At 44.6% G+C, this 18575-nt stretch carries 19 protein-coding genes and 2 pseudogenes; 15 read left to right on the forward strand and 6 right to left on the reverse strand.

Going from position 1 to position 18575, the window contains the following annotated elements; all coding sequences use genetic code 11:
* The first annotated feature begins 192 nt into the window (after positions 1 to 192).
* Positions 193 to 366 (forward strand): transposon-encoded TnpW family protein, encoded by a 174-nt coding sequence (locus ACLROL_RS10880; RefSeq protein WP_002604472.1) that lies wholly within the window; start codon positions 193 to 195, stop codon positions 364 to 366.
* A gap of 77 nt (positions 367 to 443) precedes the next feature.
* Positions 444 to 2117 carry a recombinase family protein gene (locus ACLROL_RS10885; RefSeq protein ID WP_117604530.1) on the forward strand — a complete coding sequence of 558 codons (1674 nt, stop codon included), beginning with the start codon at positions 444 to 446 and terminating at the stop codon, positions 2115 to 2117.
* Between the two features lie 7 nt (positions 2118 to 2124).
* Here the strand turns inward: ACLROL_RS10885 and ACLROL_RS10890 are convergent.
* A pseudogene (locus ACLROL_RS10890) lies at positions 2125 to 2313 on the reverse strand (recombinase family protein); the annotation flags it as partial.
* Positions 2314 to 2316: 3 nt separating this feature from the next.
* Complete coding sequence (locus tag ACLROL_RS10895; protein WP_087201082.1) at positions 2317 to 2574, reverse strand: hypothetical protein; 258 nt, start codon at positions 2572 to 2574, stop codon at positions 2317 to 2319.
* Positions 2575 to 2967: 393 nt separating this feature from the next.
* Here ACLROL_RS10895 and ACLROL_RS10900 point away from each other — a divergent pair, with 393 nt between their 5' ends.
* The 3 genes from ACLROL_RS10900 to ACLROL_RS10910 are packed head-to-tail and all read left to right on the forward strand — an operon-like array spanning position 2968 to position 4482.
* The gene (locus ACLROL_RS10900; protein WP_087168410.1) at positions 2968 to 3540 is read left to right on the forward strand and encodes a TetR/AcrR family transcriptional regulator; all 573 of its coding nucleotides are present in this window, start codon (positions 2968 to 2970) and stop codon (positions 3538 to 3540) included.
* Positions 3537 to 4286 (forward strand): CPBP family intramembrane glutamic endopeptidase, encoded by a 750-nt coding sequence (locus tag ACLROL_RS10905; protein ID WP_087168411.1) that lies wholly within the window; start codon positions 3537 to 3539, stop codon positions 4284 to 4286. Before ACLROL_RS10900 ends, ACLROL_RS10905 begins: the two co-directional genes overlap by 4 nt.
* Before the next feature lies 1 nt (position 4287).
* Positions 4288 to 4482: a cysteine-rich KTR domain-containing protein gene (locus ACLROL_RS10910; protein WP_087168412.1), complete on the forward strand. Its 195-nt coding sequence runs from the start codon at positions 4288 to 4290 to the stop codon at positions 4480 to 4482.
* 405 nt (positions 4483 to 4887) lie between these two features.
* Here ACLROL_RS10910 and ACLROL_RS10915 read toward each other — a convergent pair whose 3' ends face one another.
* A complete protein-coding gene (locus tag ACLROL_RS10915) occupies positions 4888 to 5130 on the reverse strand; it encodes a hypothetical protein (protein ID WP_087201933.1) in 243 nt (80 codons plus the stop codon).
* A gap of 143 nt (positions 5131 to 5273) precedes the next feature.
* On the opposite strand from ACLROL_RS10915, the gene hemB reads away from it, so the two are divergent.
* From hemB to ACLROL_RS10965, 10 genes are all read left to right on the forward strand, one after another.
* Positions 5274 to 6257, forward strand: a complete 984-nt coding sequence (hemB, locus tag ACLROL_RS10920; RefSeq protein ID WP_087211083.1) for a porphobilinogen synthase — start codon at positions 5274 to 5276, stop codon at positions 6255 to 6257.
* Between the two features lie 138 nt (positions 6258 to 6395).
* Positions 6396 to 9008: an ATP-dependent chaperone ClpB gene (clpB, locus tag ACLROL_RS10925; protein WP_087201929.1), complete on the forward strand. Its 2613-nt coding sequence runs from the start codon at positions 6396 to 6398 to the stop codon at positions 9006 to 9008.
* A gap of 248 nt (positions 9009 to 9256) precedes the next feature.
* Positions 9257 to 10072: a uroporphyrinogen decarboxylase family protein gene (locus ACLROL_RS10930; protein ID WP_413067823.1), complete on the forward strand. Its 816-nt coding sequence runs from the start codon at positions 9257 to 9259 to the stop codon at positions 10070 to 10072.
* Positions 10073 to 10113: 41 nt separating this feature from the next.
* A complete protein-coding gene (locus ACLROL_RS10935) occupies positions 10114 to 10767 on the forward strand; it encodes a corrinoid protein (RefSeq protein WP_221919276.1) in 654 nt (217 codons plus the stop codon).
* Between the two features lie 26 nt (positions 10768 to 10793).
* On the forward strand, positions 10794 to 11444 hold the full coding sequence (locus ACLROL_RS10940) for a uroporphyrinogen decarboxylase family protein (protein ID WP_413067824.1): 651 nt from the start codon (positions 10794 to 10796) through the stop codon (positions 11442 to 11444).
* Positions 11359 to 12576, forward strand: a complete 1218-nt coding sequence (locus ACLROL_RS10945) for an ASKHA domain-containing protein (RefSeq protein ID WP_413067826.1) — start codon at positions 11359 to 11361, stop codon at positions 12574 to 12576. The genes ACLROL_RS10940 and ACLROL_RS10945 overlap by 86 nt, the downstream gene beginning before the upstream one ends.
* Positions 12573 to 13625, forward strand: a complete 1053-nt coding sequence (locus tag ACLROL_RS10950) for a uroporphyrinogen decarboxylase family protein (protein WP_413067825.1) — start codon at positions 12573 to 12575, stop codon at positions 13623 to 13625. The genes ACLROL_RS10945 and ACLROL_RS10950 overlap by 4 nt, the downstream gene beginning before the upstream one ends.
* 117 nt (positions 13626 to 13742) lie before the next feature.
* Positions 13743 to 15038: an ABC transporter substrate-binding protein gene (locus tag ACLROL_RS10955; RefSeq protein ID WP_087201918.1), complete on the forward strand. Its 1296-nt coding sequence runs from the start codon at positions 13743 to 13745 to the stop codon at positions 15036 to 15038.
* A gap of 15 nt (positions 15039 to 15053) precedes the next feature.
* A complete protein-coding gene (locus ACLROL_RS10960) occupies positions 15054 to 15941 on the forward strand; it encodes a carbohydrate ABC transporter permease (RefSeq protein ID WP_087201916.1) in 888 nt (295 codons plus the stop codon).
* A gap of 12 nt (positions 15942 to 15953) precedes the next feature.
* A complete protein-coding gene (locus ACLROL_RS10965; protein ID WP_087201914.1) occupies positions 15954 to 16766 on the forward strand; it encodes a carbohydrate ABC transporter permease in 813 nt (270 codons plus the stop codon).
* Positions 16767 to 16960: 194 nt separating this feature from the next.
* Here the strand turns inward: ACLROL_RS10965 and ACLROL_RS10970 are convergent.
* From ACLROL_RS10970 to ACLROL_RS10980, 3 genes and pseudogenes are all read right to left on the reverse strand, one after another.
* Positions 16961 to 17080, reverse strand: a pseudogene (locus ACLROL_RS10970) (helix-turn-helix transcriptional regulator); the annotation flags it as partial.
* 312 nt (positions 17081 to 17392) lie between these two features.
* Positions 17393 to 17803 (reverse strand): hypothetical protein, encoded by a 411-nt coding sequence (locus ACLROL_RS10975; protein ID WP_221919274.1) that lies wholly within the window; start codon positions 17801 to 17803, stop codon positions 17393 to 17395.
* Between the two features lie 90 nt (positions 17804 to 17893).
* Positions 17894 to 18469: a GNAT family N-acetyltransferase gene (locus ACLROL_RS10980; protein ID WP_087211545.1), complete on the reverse strand. Its 576-nt coding sequence runs from the start codon at positions 18467 to 18469 to the stop codon at positions 17894 to 17896.
* Between the last annotated feature and the right edge of the window lie 106 nt (positions 18470 to 18575).

Here is an 18575-nt window from a genome sequence, read left to right on the forward strand (position 1 = left end):
GTTTAGCAGCTTGTGGGCGACGACATACAAGGCGGCACAATGATACTCCCGCGTTGAACACCCTCAAAGTATTGCGCGGCGCACCCATAAGCATGGGCCGGGGTGAAACTCCCGTGAGGTTGCAGCTAACAACCGCCCGTTTTGCCTTTTGACGAATATAGTTTATCCATACAGGAAAAGGAGGTTTTTCTAATGGATAAAAAACAGACAATTACAACCGAACGCAAAATAGGGAAAATCACCTATCTTGTTCAAGCGTTGCCGAGTGAAAAGGCAACCGATACAATCCATAAAAAGATTGAGAAACTCATTGTAAAGGATTTGCAGAAAAAGCCCGGAAATCCGGGATTTTTAGCGTCCGAGTAGTGCATTAGGCGGCGGGATATGGTATAATGATAGCAACACATTATACCTGTTTATTCGGCTGTCGGAAAGGAGGACTAATGTTACAGTCGAATAAAATCACCGCCCTTTACTGCCGTTTAAGTCAAGAGGATATGCAAGCCGGAGAAAGCGGAAGCATACAGCACCAAAAAATGATACTTCAACGCTATGCGGACGAACACCATTTTTTGAACACAAAGTTTTTTGTGGACGACGGATTTTCCGGCGTGAGTTTTGAGCGCGAGGGGCTGCAAGCGATGTTGCAGGAAGTGGAAGCCGGACGAGTGGCGACGGTCATTACCAAAGACCTTTCCCGTCTTGGCAGAAACTATCTGAAAACGGGCGAACTCATAGAGATTGTATTTCCCGAAAACGGAGTACGCTATATCGCGATCAACGACGGAGTTGACACAGCGCGGGAGGATAACGAGTTTACCCCCTTGCGGAACTGGTTTAACGAGTTTTACGCCCGCGACACAAGCAAGAAAATCCGCGCAGTTAAACAGGCACAGGCGCAAAAAGGCGAGCGCGTCAACGGGGAATATCCATACGGCTATATCCCAGACCCGAACAACCGCCACCACCTTATACCCGACCCGGAAACCGCGCCGATTGTCAAACAGGTTTTCGCTATGTTTGTTAGCGGCGTGCGTATGTGCGAAATCCAAAAATGGCTTGCGGAAAACAAAGTCTTGACGATTGGAGCGTTGCGCTATCAGCGCACAGGACAGGCGCGGTATCAGCGGGCAATGATCGCCCCCTATACTTGGCCGGACAAAACGCTCTATGACATATTAGCAAGGCAGGAATATTTAGGGCATACCATAACCGCGAAAACTCACAAGGTATCCTACAAGTCGAAAAAGACCCGGAAGAACGAAGAAGAACAACGCTATTTCTTCCCAAACACCCATGAGCCGCTTGTTGACGAGGAAACCTTTGAACTTGCGCAAAAGCGGATTGCTACCCGCCACCGCCCGACAAAAGCAGCGGAGATTGATATTTTTTCCGGCTTGCTGTTTTGCGCTGGTTGCGGACATAAGATGTATTACCAACAGGGCGTAAATATCGAGCCGCGCAAGTTTTCCTATTCTTGCGGCGCATGGCGCAACAGGGCAAGGACAGGCAGCGAGTGTACCTCTCATTATATCCGCAAAAACGTACTTCTTGATTTAGTGCTGGAAGATATGCGGCGGGTTTTGCGGTATGTTAAGGAACACGAACAGGACTTTATCTGTAAAGCTACCGAGTACGGCGACATGGAAGCGAGAAAGGCATTAGCGCAGCAGCAAAAGGAACTTTTCAAAGCACAGGCGCGTATGACCGAACTTGACACGCTTTTCCGCAAGCTGTATGAGGACAACGCATTAGGCAGACTGACAGATGAACGGTTTGTGTTTCTAACTTCCGGCTATGAGGACGAAAAGAAATCCCTTGCCGCAAGGATAGACGAGTTACAACAGCAGATCGCAACCGTTACCGAGCGAAAAAGGGATATATCAAGGTTTATTCAGATTGTCGGGAAATACAGCGACATACAGGAATTGACCTATGAAAACGTCCATGAGTTTATCGACCGTATTTTGATACATGAATTAGACCGGGAAACCAACACCCGGAAAATCGAAATCCATTATAGCTTTGTCGGACAGGTTGATACCGAGCAGGAGCCGACGCAAGTTGTCAACCATGACCGCCGTAACATGGTAGATGTAAAAAGTATCGCTATCTAACCCCAGCAAAAGTTACGCCGGATACGCCGTCGTCAATGAAAAAAGTCGGGTTAGGGAACCCGTTATCCTCTGCATACTGCAAAAGGATTTTTTTCTGATTGACAATGCTGTTGCTGTCCCCGTCAAGTGCGTCCTCTTGACTTAATCGGGCATATAAAGCGGTAATGTTGTCGGGATAATTTTTCGTTGCCGTCATTGTTCATTCCTCCTGTAATGAACGCCCGACAAACAGGTTGTTATCTTTATTATAGCGGACTTCCTTTTCTTTGTCAGCAGGCGTTTTTACGGTTTCCGATTTTATGAGCCGTTTCATTTTGTCATAGAGCAGTTCAGAGCCGCCGCAAACCGTTGACACTTCATAAAGCGTGCCGCCAACTTTGTATGTAACGATTTCATTCAGCGGGTTGCCCTTTTTCGGTAGCAAATCGTTGTATTCAATTTCTCGTTTCCTTTCCATTCCTTTCCCGTCCTTTCCTTGTCTTGAGTAAGGAGCAAGCACAGCAAATGAGTACCCATTTGCCGCTTGCTTCTTCCGCAGCAAGCATAGGAAAGGGGTACCCTTTCCGTAAAATGCGCCGCATTTTCTCTTGTTGGGAAAATCCCAAACCCTTTTGTGTTCTCTCACTCAATATCCCGTCCGAAAAGCGGCTTTTGTTGCACTTTGTCCCTCACTATATACAACACCGCACTTTGCGATTTTGCCAAAGTTTTGAGAAAGTTTTTGAAAAAACTTCAGAAAAGCCTATTCAAAACACTCCACAGAATGTTCCTAACCCTATTGACATTCATTGAGTTTTGATATATAATCATTGTTATATAACATGAATGATTTTTCGAAAGGAAAGTACTTATGCCACCAAAAGTAAAAGTAACAAAAGATATGGTTATTGACGCTGCTTTTGAGATAGCCCGTGAAGCAGGAGCGGAAAACATCAATGCAAGAACTGTTGCAAAGAAACTGAACTGCTCCACACAGCCAGTCATGTACCATTTTGCAACGATTGAAGAATTGAAAAAAGCGGCTTATGCAAAAGCAGACGACTATCATACAGAATATCTAATGAATATTGAAAGCCCGCAGAAAGGCGTTATGCTTGGAATTGGGTTGAATTATATCCGCTTTGCGATTGAAGAACCGCATTTGTTCCGCTTCCTTTTTCAATCGAACTTTTTTAATGGAACGACTTTGCTTGAAATGATAGATGCCGAAGAACTTGCGCCTGTTCTTTTGGCAATGCAAGGAGCAGTCGGAGGAAGTATAGAGCAAGTGAAAGAAATTTTTTTGACAGTTTTTTTATTTGCTCACGGATATGCGAGTATCATAGCCAACAATTCTTTGGAGTATGATGAAGAACTCATAAAATCTCATTTAGAACGGGCTTACAGAGGGGCAATATTAGCAACACAGGAGGAAACGAAATGAGAAAACTATACGAAAAAAACGAACTGACTTTTGCGATTGTGTGGATTGTGATTTATTGTGTGCTGCAATCTTTAGCCAATCCACTAAATGAAAAAATAGGGGTTGAATATTCTGCAAGTGCAATTTTTTCTATATTACAGTCCGTGATCCTCTTGGTTTTTATTCGAAAAAATAACTTACTAAAACGATATGGGCTTTGCAAATCTCCTATATCTGCCAGCCGCTTTCTGTTCTATATTCCCTTGATAATTTTAGCCACAAGAAATTTTTGGAACGGAGCGGCGTTTAATTTGAACTTGGCAGGAACTGTCTGCTATATTGCCTGTATGCTTTGGGTTGGATTTTTAGAAGAAGTTATTTTTAGAGGACTGCTTTTCAAAGCGATAGCAAAAGACAATGTAAAAACGGCAATTATCATTTCAAGTGTTACATTTGGTTTGGGACATTTATTAAACTTGGTGAATGGCAGTGGTGCGGGAATAGCAGAAAACTTACTTCAAGTTACAGGGGCGATTGCGATTGGTTTTCTGTTTGTCATTCTTTATTATCGTGGCGGTAGTTTGTTCCCTTGCATAATTACGCACTCCGCAATTAACATCACAAGTGTTTTTGCAAATGTGGTAGGATTGACGATAGAAAAGCGTATCATCTTCCAGTTGGTACTGTTTGCAATTACTATTACTTATTCATTTATTCTCACAAAGACACTCCCTAAAAATCAGTATTACGACAGGGAGGATAACTGATATGGAAAATGTGATTTCAGAATGGTTGCGCTGCCCTGTTTGCGGAAATAAGACAAGGCTGAAAATCCGTGGGGACACAGAACTAAAATATTTTCCGCTGTTCTGTCCTAAGTGTAGACAAGAGACTTTAATCAATGTAAAACATCTGAATACCACAGTTATCAAAGAGCCAGACGCACAGACGCAGAGCCGATAACACGCAGATCAAAATGCGGTTATCGGCTCTTTTATTTTTTCTCGGATAAATATAAATACCGCTATGTCGACAAACTTTTCTTGACCTTATGGGGAAATAGCAAAGCCAAGAAAAGCCGTCAAGGGTCAAGATGAACGCTTCGCGCCCTTGACGGCTTTTCCCGTCTTTGCTCACAGGCAGACAAGAGGGCGCAAACGGAAAGACCGCTTGCGCCCTCTATCTATCATAGGTGTCTTGTGGTCATTTAGGGGTTAAAAAAGCCTTGATTTATACGGCTTTGCGGGCTCGAAAACAGAGGGGTAAGGTGTTTATATTCAATCCCTCAAAAACGGCGTTCTATTGCGTAACAAAGCGGATATACCGCATTTCGTGATATACCCGCTTTCTGTTATTACAACCTGTCTGTCAGCCGTTAAATAGTTCCTTATCCCTCTTTATCTTGCCCCAGAAATCCTCAGATATCATGTGGACGCAGCCATCCAGTATGACACCAATTTCTTTTAACGTGCTGCCAGGATGAACGAGAAACTCTCCCGCGTCTATCAGACGGATATGAGGCTTAAGAATTTCCTCGAGACATCTAAGCTCTGACGCTGTGATTCCTTCAAAGAGTCGAGTATTGGCAGCCAATTCTTTTTGCAAAATCATTGTGTTTTCTCCCGTTAAAAATTTTTGTGTTTTCCATTTCGGAAAATTGTTTCTTTTGCTATGATAATGCAGAAGATTTAACTTAATTATAGTATGAGCGGAGGCAGACCGCAAATAAAACGAAACAGAAAGGACCAGACAGAATGGAATTATTAAAAAGACCGCGCCGTCTGCGGGGCACAGAATTGATGAGAAAGATGGTAAGGGAGACGCGGATGAGTCAGGAGTCTCTGATCTATCCGATGTTTGTTGTAGAAGGCAGCAGGAAAAAGGAGGAAATCTCTTCCATGGAAGGCCAGTTCCGATACAGTGTCGATCAGATGCCGTATGAACTGGAGCGGGCAGCAAAAGCCGGTGTAAATCATATTCTGTTGTTTGGCATTCCAGACAGAAAAGATGAGGTTGGGAGCCAGGCATACGCGGAAGATGGAATTGTACAGAGGGCACTGAGGGAGGCAAAAAGACAGTTTCCGGATCTTCAGTATATTACCGATGTCTGCATGTGCGAATATACATCCCATGGACATTGTGGCATCTTATGCAGAAAGGATGTGGAAAATGACCGGACTTTGGAATATTTGCAGAAGATTGCGCTTTCCCATGTGCAGGCGGGCGCTGATATGGTGGCCCCTTCCGATATGATGGACGGCCGGGTACGCGCCATCCGCGGAATACTCGACCAAAATGGGTATGAGAATGTCCCAATCTTGTCTTATGCAGTAAAATATGCGTCCGGATTTTACGGACCGTTCCGGGATGCCGCAGAATCAGCTCCTGCTTTTGGAGACAGGCAGACATACCAGATGGATTTTCATAATAGCCGGGAAGGAATCAGAGAGGCTATTTTGGATGTGGAAGAGGGAGCGGACATCGTCATGGTAAAACCAGCGATGTCATATCTTGATATGGTATCAAAAGTCCGTGAGGCAGTCAAAGTACCGGTAGCGGCCTACAGTGTAAGCGGAGAATATGCCATGGTAAAAGCGGCGTCAAAAAATAACTGGATAGATGAAGAGAAGATCATGTGTGAGATGGCAGTAGCCGCATACCGTGCAGGGGCACAGATTTATATTAGCTATTATGCAAAAGAGTTGGCGAAATGTATGACAGAGGGGAAAATAGGATAAGATAGGGGGAAATAAGATTATCAAAATTAGCACTCACTACTTGACAGTGCTAACAATAAGTGTTATTGTTATATTGTTGGTAGAACAGAAAACAAATAAAATTCAAAAAAGATAGAGATTCGTAAGGAGGAGTGCAGTATGAATATCAATAAATTCACACAGAATTCTATGCTTGCGGTACAAGGTTGCGAGAAAGTCGCAGACGAATACGGTCACCAGGAGATCGAGCAGGAGCACCTGCTTTATTCTTTATTGACACAGGATGAAAGCCTTATTTTAAAACTGATGGAAAAAATGGGTATTTCAAAAGAACTGATCGTAAACCGCGTGGAAGAATCACTGAGGAAGCGGCCAAAAGTCCAGGGCGGACAGGTCTTTATCGGTCAGTATCTGAACAAGGTACTGATCCACGCAGAAGACGAGGCAAAACAGATGGGAGACGAATATGTATCAGTAGAACATATTTTTCTCGCCCTTATCAAATATGCAAATAAAGAAATCAAACAAATTTTCCGGGAACTTGGCATTACAAGAGAAGGCTTTTTAAAAGTGCTTTCCGAAGTCCGCGGAAACCAGAGGGTTACGACAGACAATCCAGAAGCGACATACGACACGTTGAACAAGTACGGGTATGATCTCGTGGAACGGGCAAAAGAGCAGAAATTGGACCCTGTCATCGGAAGAGACGCCGAGATCCGAAATGTGGTAAGGATTCTTTCACGTAAAACGAAAAACAATCCGGTTTTGATCGGAGAACCTGGAGTAGGTAAGACTGCAGTTGTCGAAGGGCTGGCACAGAGAATTGTTCGAGGAGATGTGCCGGAAGGTCTGAAAGATAAACAGCTCTTTGCTTTGGATATGGGCGCCCTTGTTGCAGGAGCGAAATACAGAGGAGAATTCGAGGAGAGACTCAAAGCAGTTCTGGAAGAAGTCAAAAACAGTGAGGGACAGATTATCCTCTTCATTGATGAACTTCACACGATCGTAGGTGCAGGGAAAACAGACGGGGCCATGGACGCGGGAAATATGTTAAAGCCAATGCTTGCAAGGGGAGAACTTCATTGTATCGGTGCGACTACACTGGATGAATACAGGGAGTACATTGAGAAAGATGCCGCTTTGGAAAGACGATTCCAGCCGGTAATGGTAGACGAGCCGAGTGTGGAAGATGCCATCTCTATTTTGAGAGGGCTGAAAGAACGGTATGAAGTATTTCACGGTGTAAAGATTACGGACGGCGCGCTTGTTGCAGCCGCAACTTTGTCCAATCGGTATATATCAGACAGATTCCTCCCGGACAAAGCCATTGACCTTGTAGACGAGGCATGTGCACTGATCAAGACAGAATTGGATTCCATGCCGACCGAACTCGATGAACTGAGACGGAGGACAATGCAGCTGGAGATCGAGGAGGCTGCCCTCAAAAAAGAAGATGACCGATTAAGCCGTGAACGGCTGGAAAAACTTCAGCAGGAACTGGCGGAAAACAGAGAAGAATTCGCCAAAAAGAAAGCACAGTGGGATAACGAGAAAAACTCCCTGGAGAGAGTACACCGACTGCGGGAAGAGATCGAAAATGTCAACCAGGAAATCCAAAAAGCTCAGAGTTCCTATGATCTGGAAAAAGCAGCAGAACTCCAATATGGACGTCTTCCGCAGCTGAAAAAACAGCTGGAAGAAGAAGAAAATAAAGTAAAAGACGAAGATCTCTCCCTTGTCCATGAAAGCGTGACTGACGAAGAGATTGCCAAAATCGTATCCCGGTGGACGGGTATTCCGGTTGCAAAACTGAATGAAAGCGAAAGAAGCAAGACACTGCATCTGGATCAGCAGCTTCACAAGCGTGTGATCGGGCAAGATGAAGGTGTAACAAAAGTAACAGAAGCCATCATCCGGTCAAAGGCAGGCATCAAAGATCCGTCGAAACCAATCGGCTCCTTCCTGTTCCTCGGACCAACCGGAGTAGGGAAAACCGAATTGGCCAAGGCACTTGCAGAAAGCCTGTTTGACGATGAAAGCAACATGGTACGTATCGATATGAGCGAATACATGGAAAAATATTCTGTGTCCAGACTTATCGGAGCCCCTCCGGGATATGTAGGATACGATGAAGGTGGACAGCTGACAGAGGCGGTAAGAAGAAAACCATATTCTGTCGTACTCTTCGATGAAGTGGAAAAAGCACATCCGGATGTGTTCAATGTACTTCTGCAAGTACTTGATGACGGACGGATTACAGATTCCCAGGGACGCACAGTAGATTTCAAAAATACGATTCTGATCATGACATCAAATATCGGATCCGCCTATCTACTGGAAGGAATCGATGAAGAAGGAAATATCAAACCAGAAAATGAACAATATGTCATGAATGACCTGAAAGCCCACTTCCGCCCGGAATTCTTAAACAGACTCGACGAAATCATTATGTTTAAACCACTTACAAAAGCAGATATAACTCAGATCATCGATCTCCTTTTGACAGATGTCAATAAACGTCTGGCAGACAGAGAACTAAAAATCGAACTGACAAAAGCAGCAAAACAACATATCGTAGACGGCGGCTACGAACCAATGTACGGTGCAAGGCCGATGAAACGATACCTGCAAAAATACGTAGAGACACTGGCTGCAAAACTCATCCTGGAAGGCAATGTAGGAACCGGAGAAACCATCATCATCGATGAACAAAACGGAGAACTGACGGCCAAGACAGGGGGACGTGTTCCGGCTCAAAGGTACACGATGTAAAATTCAGACAATTTCAATAAACCGCGCAAAATCAAGCTTTATAGGGGGACGTGTTCCAAATTATAGGAACACGTCCCCCGTTTAAATATTTATAGAAAATCCTTTTAACAATGGATGTTTATAGGAAATAGCGATTAGTGTAAATTTGATATTTGTGTTAGGTTATTAGTAGAATTGTTTGACAAAGGGTGGAGTGTGTGCTGATTCGTGATTTTTTATGTTTTTCTGGAGGGTCTGAGGAGGAGGTAATGCAGCTGATCCGTATGAAGCGGCTGCCGATTCCAGACATTTATACAGAGTGTGAATGGATTGTGAGGTTTGCCATGATGGAGAGGAACAGAAGTGGCAAGCCGTTTTGTACTGTGCCGTTTGACCATACTTTGGAGGCGCAGGCGATGGGAGGGCGAGTCAGATATGGCGATGGGACAGCTGGCCCGAGGGCGTGTGATTATATCTGTCAGTCTCTTGAGGAGGTGGAAAAGCTTCCAGGGATAGACATTGAGAATGGCAGGATGAGAGAGACGTTGGAGGCAGGAAGGATTCTTCGGGAATCGGGATATGAGGTGCTTTTTCAGATTTCGGGACCTTTTACTATATGTAATACACTGATTGACATAAAATCTATTTTCAAGGGTATCCGGAAGGAGCCAAACAGGATGGAGAAGCTGTTTGGCTGGATGGAGGCGGAGCTTTTGGGGCTGATCGGTGCGGTTCGCAGATCAGGAGTGCGTTTTTTCAGCTATGCGGATTCAGCCGGTGGCATGAGAATACTTGGACCTCATATGATGGAGTGGGCCACAGAGTATTTTACCTATGGATTTCTGAAAAAATCGGAGGAGCTTTTAGGGAAGGACGGTATTATGATGTTGTGTCCTCAGACAGCCTATGCCCTTAAAGATATGGGATATGCGCAGACCGAGGAAATCACGCTCCCGGAGACGATGAGTTATGGAAATGCATGCCTTTTTTTGCCGGGGAGAGCAAAATTTGTGGGTCAGATTTGTATCAACCGCCAGAACCAGATTTTGGAAGACAGGAAGATACAGACGATTGCATTGAAATGATCACACTAATATCAGTATTAAAGTACAATGGGAGGATTAGCATGAGTTTAAAAGAAGAATTGTTAAAGAGAATGTCTGACGGGGTTGTTGATATGGAAGAAGACGAGGTCGCGGAGGCAGCACAGGAGTTTATTGACTCGGGTTTCCCTGCATTTGAAGGGATCATGAACGGATTGATCGATGGAATGAACCGGACCAGTGTCCTGTTTGAGGAGGAGGAATACTTTGTGACGGATGTTCTTCTTTGTTCTGACGCCATGTATGCAGGGCTCAATGTCCTTAAACCGTATCTTCCGGAGGAGTCCGGGGATAATAAGAAAAAGGCGGTCATCGGCGTCGTGGAGGGCGATACCCACGATATTGGGAAAAATCTTGTGAAAATTATGATGGAGACAGCTGGATTTCAGATGATCGATCTTGGGAGAGATGTGCCTTTACAGAAATTTGTAGATACAGCAAAAGAAGAACAGGCAGATCTTGTATGTCTTTCCACTTTAATGACGACTACGATGGGAGGCATGAAGACGGTAATCGAATTGCTGAAAGACGCAGGGATACGGGATCAGGTAAAAGTTATGGTTGGTGGAGGACCGGTTTCCCAAAGTTTTGCAGCTAAGATCGGCGCGGATGGATATTCTCAAAACGCTGTGGAGGCAGTGAGGCTTGCCAAAGACCTTCTGCAGACGGCATCGTAGAACAATGGAGGGAAAGGGGAGAGGAAATGCTGACACCAAAGGAAAGACTTCATACTGTTTTGGAAGGAAACAAAGCGGACAGGCCTCCGTGTATCTGTCCAGGCGGAATGATGAATATGATTACAGAGGAGCTGATGCAGACAGTACGGATTTACCTTCCGGAAGCGCACACAGATGCGCAGAAAATGGCAGGACTTGCAAAAGCGGTCTACGAACAAGGATGTTTTGAAAATTATGGAGTGCCGTTTTGCATGACAATAGAGGCAGAGGAGATGGGTGCAAAAGTGAATCTTGGATCCAGAATCTATGAACCGCACGTCACGGGATATGTCATTGATACTGTCAGTGATTATGGAAAACTTCCGGAGATAGACTTGTCCAAAGGACGGGTAAAAGTAGTGCTGGATGCCATTCGTATCCTCAAAGAAGAGGGAGATGTGCCGGTTGTAGGAAATCTGACCGGACCAGTCAGTACGGCAAGCTCTGTCATGGAGCCAGTCGTTTTTTATAAAGAGATGAGAAAGAAAAATCAGGAAACACATGCAATTCCGACAGGGCTTTGGCATTGCTGTGGACATCGGTACAACGACAGTGGTAACAGAACTTGTAAATATGAAAGATGGGATGATCCTGGCCCAAGATTCCATGATCAACCCTCAAAAACAGTTCGGGCTTGATGTGCTTACACGCATTACCTATGAGTATGATCATCCGGACGACGGCGTGGGCAAACTACAGAAAGCGATCGTGGATGCGCTGAATCATATGATTGAAAATATGTGTACAAAGGCCGGCGTTTTCCCGGAAAATATAGCGGAGATCGACGTGGCGGCAAATTGTACGATGCTGCACATGCTTTTGGGAATTGACGCAAGACAAATCGGTCATGCACCGTACCAGCCGGTTTTTAAAGAGGCACAGACGATAAAAGCACAAAAAATCGGAATCCGTGCAGGGAAGGAGACCATCCTTTACTGTCTGCCGTCAGTATCGTCCTATATCGGGGCGGATATCGTCGCGGGAGCTTATGTATGCGGACTGCAAAAAGAGAAGGAAAATGTCCTGTTTATCGATATTGGCACAAACGGAGAAATCGTGTTGGCATCCGGCGGCAAACTTCTCTCCTGTTCCTGTGCAGCTGGACCAGCACTGGAAGGAATGAATATTACATGCGGAATGAGAGCTGCCGACGGGGCGATAGAGGAGGTTCACATAGAGCAAGGAGGAGTAAAGGTACAGGTCATCGGCGGGGAATCTCCAGAAGGTTTTTGCGGAAGCGGGATCCTGTCTGTCATGAAAGAGCTGCTTCGTACGGGGATTGTAAAAAAAGAAGCGATTTCGGATTCGGATTTCCGCTCGTCTCTTATACGTCTGAACGGAACAAAAAGGGAGTTTATAATAAATCATGATCCGGAAATTTTTGTCACGCAAGGTGACATTCGCCAGATACAGCTGGCCAAAGGAGCGATTCTTTCTGGATTTTTGGTACTTCTAAACCGGGCCGGGATTTCCATGGAAGAGCTCTCAAAGGTTCTGATCGCCGGACAATTCGGAGCACATCTTCCTGCAGAATCTCTTGTTGGTACAGGCATCTTGCCTGAATTTGTCAAAGACAAGATCATCTATGTGGGAAATTCTTCCAAAACCGGGGCGTACATGACACTGATGTCAGCGAAGGCAAAAAGAGAAATAGAAATATTGGCAGAGGATATCAGCTATATGGAACTGGCAGAGACGGAAAATTATGAGAGATTGTTTACGGAGAGTATGATCTTTCCGGGGAAAGGACGGGAAAAGTGGAAAAGATGATAAGAGCAGAAAAATATACAGCGGATCAGATGACTCCAAAGGAGCGAAAGCAGGCTACGGAAGAAAAAAGCTCAATAGATCGTCTTCCGGTCATTCCCTTTATAGGAGAGATTACAGGGGAACTGACAGGTACAACAACGGATGAATACTGGCACGATGCGAAGAAGATGGCAATGTCGGAAATAGCGGCATTCAACAGGCTAGGTCACGATGAACTGAGCTGCGGGCCAAATACGATCGGGATTTCGGAGGGACTGGGAGCAGAAATCTGTTATCCGAAAGAAGGAATGCCTTATTTTTCCGGCAGGTTTCTGACAGATTACAAAATGTTGGATCAAATGGAGCCGCTGCGGACAGACTCGGAAAGAATGAAGTTCTTCCGGGAAGCAGGAGAACAGATCCGGGATGCCGCAGATGGGATTGTGGACGTCTGCCCAAGTATCGGGGGCCCGTTTACGATCGCGGCTAATCTTCGAGGGTGTGAGTATTTTCTGAGAGACTGCAGAAAGGAGCCGGAGATGGTACACCGGCTTTTGCGCATCGTGACAGACAGCATGAAAAATGCCATTGATATGATTTCCGGGTATGCAGATGGGTTCCGAATGGCAGATCCGGTGGCGTCGCCGGCACTGATCTCGCCGAAATATTTCCGGGAATTTGCGTTCCCGTACCTGAAAGAACTCATGGAGTATGGGTTTCAGAAAATCGGACAAAGGCCCTCTTTGCATATCTGCGGAAATACGTACAAAGTATGGGGATATTTTCGGGAAATGCCGATACGTGCCATCAGCCTTGACAATATCATGGATCTTGCGAAGGCCAAAGAAGAACTGGGACATCAGATGATTCTTATGGGAAACATAGATCCGGTAGGAATCATCCTGCAGGGGACAAAAAGCGAGCTGCAGCAGGAGATCCGGCGAGAAGCCGGAATCGCAAAAGACAGTGAAAAAGGCTATATCATGGCCAGTGGATGTGATGTTCCATACCAGACAGATTGGAAGAAATTAGATATCTGGATGGATGAAGTAAGAAAGCTTACATTATGATAATAATGATAATAGAAAACACCTATAAGACCATAAAAAATAACGATTTGCTAACAAGAGGAAGAAATAACTATAATAGTGTCTAAGCAAAACGTGATGAATTAAAGGAGGAGAATGATGAAAAAGAAAATGATCAGTGTACTTCTGTGCGCTGCAATGGTAAGCGGTCTTTTGGCAGGATGCGGCGGTAAATCAGAAGATAAGGGGAAAGATGGGAAAGAGAAAATCTCCATGTGGGTGCCTGCACTTGACGACGCTGTGGAAGAAAACTGGACACCGCTTTTGGAGAAATTCGAAAAGGAAAATAACTGTGAGATTGACATGGAAGTGCTTCCTTGGGAAAACTATGAAGAGAAATGGGCTACAGGAGCCGCTTCCCAGGATTTGCCGGATATCGGATACATGTATGCGGAAATGTTCCCAACATACATTGATTCAGGGGCGGTAGCTGACATGAGTGAATATATTACTGATGAAGACAAAGAAGAATACCTGTACCTGGATCACGGATACATGATGGACGGGCAGTATGGCTTTCCGGTTGTGACAGGGGTTCCGTTTGTTTTGTACTACAATGAAGATATCCTGAATGAGCTGGGAGAGCAGCCGCCGGAAACATGGGAAGATTTCAAGCGGATCTGCGAAAAAGCGACGAAAGATACTGACGGAGACGGAAAGATCGATCAGTACGGCTATGCGGTCGGATTCAACAATGGAAGCATGAATATGCTGTATCTTTTGAACGCTTACTTTTACAGCCTTCTGTGGCAGTCAGGCACAGATATCTACAATGACGATCTGAAGAGTGTGAAGTTTAATGACGAAGCGGGAGTAGAGGCGGCGGAGTTTTTCCTGAGCCTGAAACCATACATGCCGGAAAACTTTATGTCCCTTGCGGCGGAGGATGCATTTTCCACCATTTTTGGGCAGGGAAAAGCGGCATTTGGAGTGACGCGTTCCTCATCTATCCAGGAAGGATTGTTTAAAGAATCATATCCGAATCTGAACTGGAATTATGTGACGTCATTGAAAAATAAAGATTATGGCACATTCGGGGCGACAGACTGTATGACGCTGTCTTCTCAGGCAGAAAATCCAGAACTTTGCATGAAACTGATCAAATATATCACAGGTTCTGAATTTATGACAGAATACCACAAAATCGCTTCCGGCGCTCCTCTCACAAAGAGTGAGCCGTATCAGGGAGATGAAAAGATGGAACGGATCGTTACAGAAGACCGCGACAAATATCGCCCGCTTCAGGTAGGACCTTGTGGTAGCGATATCCTCACAAACCTTGCATCCGAGCTTCAGGCTATGATGGAAGGAAAGAAAGACGCAAAGACCGCCATGGATGATGCGGCAGAATATGGGGATGCGGCGCTGGAAGAATACTGGGCAGATAAAGAGTAGTGTAAAGGAGATATGATGAAAAAACAGAGAAAATTCTGGAGAAGTATAGCGCCATACGGATATGTGATGCCGATCAGCCTGATTCTTCTGACTTTTGTGGTTGCCTCCCTTGTGATTTCGGTTATTTTCAGTTTTATGAAATATAACTTGCTGCTGCCGCCGGAATTTCTGGGGCTGGAAAATTATAAAAGACTTCTGACAGATGAGAAAATGCACCTTGCTTTAGGAAACACACTAAAGATCATGATCATGGTGGTTCCGCTTCAGGTCGTGCTTTCTGTTCTTTTTGCCACGCTGATCGCGGCAAGAAAGAACAGTCTGGCAGGAAAGATTGCAAAAGCGGCGATTTTTATCCCTGTTATTTCATCGAGCGCAGTTGTAGGGACAGTGTGGAAAACAATGTTAAACGGAAGAAACCCTGTGATCCAGGGTTTCTTCTCTGCGTTCGGAATTGACACGGGCATGCTCCTTGGCAGCAGTACAACAGCGATCATTACAGTGGCAATGATCATGGTGTGGAAAAATTTTGGATACTATATGGTACTGAACCTGGCTTCTCTTACTGCGATCCCAGACAGCTATTATGAGGCGGCAAAAGTGGACGGCGGAGGGGTAATGCAAAGATTTATCCATATTACGCTCCCTCTTCTGAAACCAGCCATCATCATGGATGTTTTTTTAAGCGTTGTCATGTCGCTTCAGAGCTTTGACCTGATCTATACGATGACAGGGGGAGGTCCGTCCAACTCCACTTTGACGATGGTCATGTACGCGTATGACCAGACATTTCAGAACGGGAAAGCGGGATATGCCATGGCAGTATCCAATCTTCTGTTTCTGATCGTCCTTTCCCTTCTTATGCTGCAAAAAGGGTTCATGAAGCGGGAAGCTTCGGAAATATAGGAGGATGAGAACATGAAAAAAAGAATTCCAAAAGTAATCTGCGATGTACTGCTGCTCGTGACAGCGCTGTTCTGCGTACTCCCTTTTGTATACATGATCCTCATGTCTTTGAAGAGTACGCTGAACGCATATGATTTTTCCTTTTCCCTTTCCGACGTCACATTTCAGCACTATGTAAAGATATTTACCACAGGCCATTTCTTCCGGTATTTTATGAACAGTGTCATCGTGGCGTTAGGAGGAGTCGCATTGGCGTTATTGTGCAGTTCCCTTGCCGGTTATTCGTTTGCGAAACTTAAATTCAAAGGAAACGATAAGATTTTTCTTTTTCTGATGATGACAATGATTGTTCCGTCAGAAGTGATCATTGTACCCCTTTACCTGATCATTCGGGGATTCGGATGGATCAACACGTTCAAAGCCCTGATTTTGCCGCTGCCGACAGCTTTTGGCGTTTTCATCATGAGACAGGCGATACTGGGCGTGCCCAAAGAGCTGATCGAATCCGCAAAAATCGATGGAGCAGGGGATGTGAAAATACTGTGGAAAGTAATCCTTCCGCTTGTCAAGTCATCCATGCTGACACTTGCGATCTTTACGTTTGTCGGTGCGTGGAACAACTTCTTATGGCCGCTCGTATCGACGACACAGTCTGAGATGAGGACGCTGCCGATTGCTGTAAGCTCTATGAAAACGGCGTATGATACGGATATGGGGTTAGTTATGGCAGGGGCTGCCGTGACCTTCCTTCCACCGTTTATTTTCTATCTGATCTTGCAGTCCAAGTTCCAGGAAGGGATTACGATGAGCGGAATGAAAGGGTAGGAACATGCTCCACAATCTTGCAAAAGGCATTAAATGTGTACTGGATATGCACTTTGTAGGCTTCATCTTCGGTCATGGAAATTTCCCCTCTCTGATAATAGTGCGGGGCGACAGCACTCCTTGATGTCGCCCCATGATTGCCTACCAGCAAAGTCGGGCGGGACTGTCAACGACGGCGCGAAGCGCCGTTCATTTTCTAAATCTGGTGTACTTTGCTTGCTTTCCCATTTAGAAACAGCTTGTCTTGAAACACCGACTTTATCTGCAAGATCCTCTTGTGATATTCCTTTTGTTTTTCTTAACCTTGCACGCACTCAAATATTTTAGAGATTTCCCGCCCCTCTCTGGATATATAAAGCGAAACGATTGATTGTATCCACTTGATACGCAGGGAAAAGGGGCATTTGTGGTTCTGAATATCTTTCCCAATGATAATGCCAACCGGTTCGCCGTCTATCTCTGCAACTCTTGTAAAGGTTTGATTGGTAAGGCAACTGTTCAAATATACTTTTGCCATTTTTGCTGCTGTTTTATGGGAACAGAAGCGGTCATATTTTCATGCTTCCCGCACCACATTTTCCAGTGCTTTCTGGTCTGTTTTCTGATACGCTCTTAAAATAATCTGTTCACTCATTCTCACGGTGTTCCTTTTCTTTTCTCTCTAAAATTGTTTTAGGTATCTCCTGATACCTTTTTAGCAAATAATCTCTTCCTTTTGTGTGCCATTTATAGGCCGTGATTGCCAGCCCGCCTATAAAAATCAATACAGCTATTCCTAAACTGTGTCTATAACCGGCTGATTCAAGAATAAAGTAACTGATAACGGACGAAACCACTGCGGCTGTAAGATAAATTCCTATGGCATATTGTTGTACCTTTGCTTCTGGCAGAGATAGAAAAAAATTATCCCATTCATCAGAGTTAAATCGAAGCTGCCTACCCTTTATCCAAAATGCTAATAGAAAAACGCCTATTGCTAACCCTTTGCATAATAGTGTTTTTAACCCTATGATTGCGATTAGAAGTAATAAATACATCGTAAATTCCCCCTTTCTGCGTTTCCCGGATTACCTGTTCCAATGCCGGACGGTCGGATTCCTCAAATTCCCGAAAGATAATGGATTCGCTCATTTTGTTCTGGTTCTGTTCTCTTCGTGACTTCCTGTTTCTGCTATAACTTTTGTCTTAGACAATCCAAACAATATCCTACCGAGTGCATGGGTTTGAACAGCGATAAATTCATTACCTGAAATACTCCCACCATGACACAATATTTCCATATTTCCACTGACACCCTGTATAAAAACGCCAGAAGATTCAAAGCCGTTTTTCAAATAAAACCGTTTCCGGGCGATCCTCTGTTCAAGGTTATGAGCAGTTTCGTCTATTTCTTCAATCAGCAGCAAGATACGCTGATTCTCATACTGTCTGCATATTTTACCGAGTATTTTGCTACCGGTTCCTTTACTGCGTATCTGATTTGAAACAGCTAAATATTCAACCAAAATCATATCGTGATAAGGGATAAGCACAATAAATCCGGCGACAACACCGTTTTCCGACGCTACGCAAATTTCCGATTTTTCTTTTCGGACAGCACGTTTTAAGAGAAAAAACGGCTTTCTTTCCGCTTTTGGAAAGGCTTCCAGATAGATGTTTTTTACATCACTCCATTGGTTCTGACAAATCCTTTTTATCTCCATGACCCATACTCCTTTTTATCGGCAAACTGTTTGTTCTTTCTTTCCACATGAAGTATAATCCCATCTTTGACAGTTGAAAAGAAAAATGAGTGCCACAATCCATGAA

Origin of the sequence: Sellimonas sp., from assembly GCF_047234585.1 — a bacterium.
GTDB lineage: Bacteria > Bacillota > Clostridia > Lachnospirales > Lachnospiraceae > Sellimonas > Sellimonas caecigallum.

What these genes read in the sequence shown, in the direction of transcription:
- ACLROL_RS10880 (WP_002604472.1), top strand. Translation starts at nt 193, where the DNA reads ATGGATAAAAAACAGACAATTACAACCGAACGCAAAATAGGGAAAATC.
- ACLROL_RS10885 (WP_117604530.1), top strand. Translation starts at nt 444, where the DNA reads ATGTTACAGTCGAATAAAATCACCGCCCTTTACTGCCGTTTAAGTCAA.
- ACLROL_RS10895 (WP_087201082.1), bottom strand. Translation starts at nt 2,574, where the DNA reads ATGGAAAGGAAACGAGAAATTGAATACAACGATTTGCTACCGAAAAAG.
- ACLROL_RS10900 (WP_087168410.1), top strand. Translation starts at nt 2,968, where the DNA reads ATGCCACCAAAAGTAAAAGTAACAAAAGATATGGTTATTGACGCTGCT.
- ACLROL_RS10905 (WP_087168411.1), top strand. Translation starts at nt 3,537, where the DNA reads ATGAGAAAACTATACGAAAAAAACGAACTGACTTTTGCGATTGTGTGG.
- ACLROL_RS10910 (WP_087168412.1), top strand. Translation starts at nt 4,288, where the DNA reads ATGGAAAATGTGATTTCAGAATGGTTGCGCTGCCCTGTTTGCGGAAAT.
- ACLROL_RS10915 (WP_087201933.1), bottom strand. Translation starts at nt 5,130, where the DNA reads ATGATTTTGCAAAAAGAATTGGCTGCCAATACTCGACTCTTTGAAGGA.
- hemB (WP_087211083.1), top strand. Translation starts at nt 5,274, where the DNA reads ATGGAATTATTAAAAAGACCGCGCCGTCTGCGGGGCACAGAATTGATG.
- clpB (WP_087201929.1), top strand. Translation starts at nt 6,396, where the DNA reads ATGAATATCAATAAATTCACACAGAATTCTATGCTTGCGGTACAAGGT.
- ACLROL_RS10930 (WP_413067823.1), top strand. Translation starts at nt 9,257, where the DNA reads ATGCAGCTGATCCGTATGAAGCGGCTGCCGATTCCAGACATTTATACA.
- ACLROL_RS10935 (WP_221919276.1), top strand. Translation starts at nt 10,114, where the DNA reads ATGAGTTTAAAAGAAGAATTGTTAAAGAGAATGTCTGACGGGGTTGTT.
- ACLROL_RS10940 (WP_413067824.1), top strand. Translation starts at nt 10,794, where the DNA reads ATGCTGACACCAAAGGAAAGACTTCATACTGTTTTGGAAGGAAACAAA.
- ACLROL_RS10950 (WP_413067825.1), top strand. Translation starts at nt 12,573, where the DNA reads ATGATAAGAGCAGAAAAATATACAGCGGATCAGATGACTCCAAAGGAG.
- ACLROL_RS10955 (WP_087201918.1), top strand. Translation starts at nt 13,743, where the DNA reads ATGAAAAAGAAAATGATCAGTGTACTTCTGTGCGCTGCAATGGTAAGC.
- ACLROL_RS10960 (WP_087201916.1), top strand. Translation starts at nt 15,054, where the DNA reads ATGAAAAAACAGAGAAAATTCTGGAGAAGTATAGCGCCATACGGATAT.
- ACLROL_RS10965 (WP_087201914.1), top strand. Translation starts at nt 15,954, where the DNA reads ATGAAAAAAAGAATTCCAAAAGTAATCTGCGATGTACTGCTGCTCGTG.
- ACLROL_RS10975 (WP_221919274.1), bottom strand. Translation starts at nt 17,803, where the DNA reads ATGTATTTATTACTTCTAATCGCAATCATAGGGTTAAAAACACTATTA.
- ACLROL_RS10980 (WP_087211545.1), bottom strand. Translation starts at nt 18,469, where the DNA reads ATGGAGATAAAAAGGATTTGTCAGAACCAATGGAGTGATGTAAAAAAC.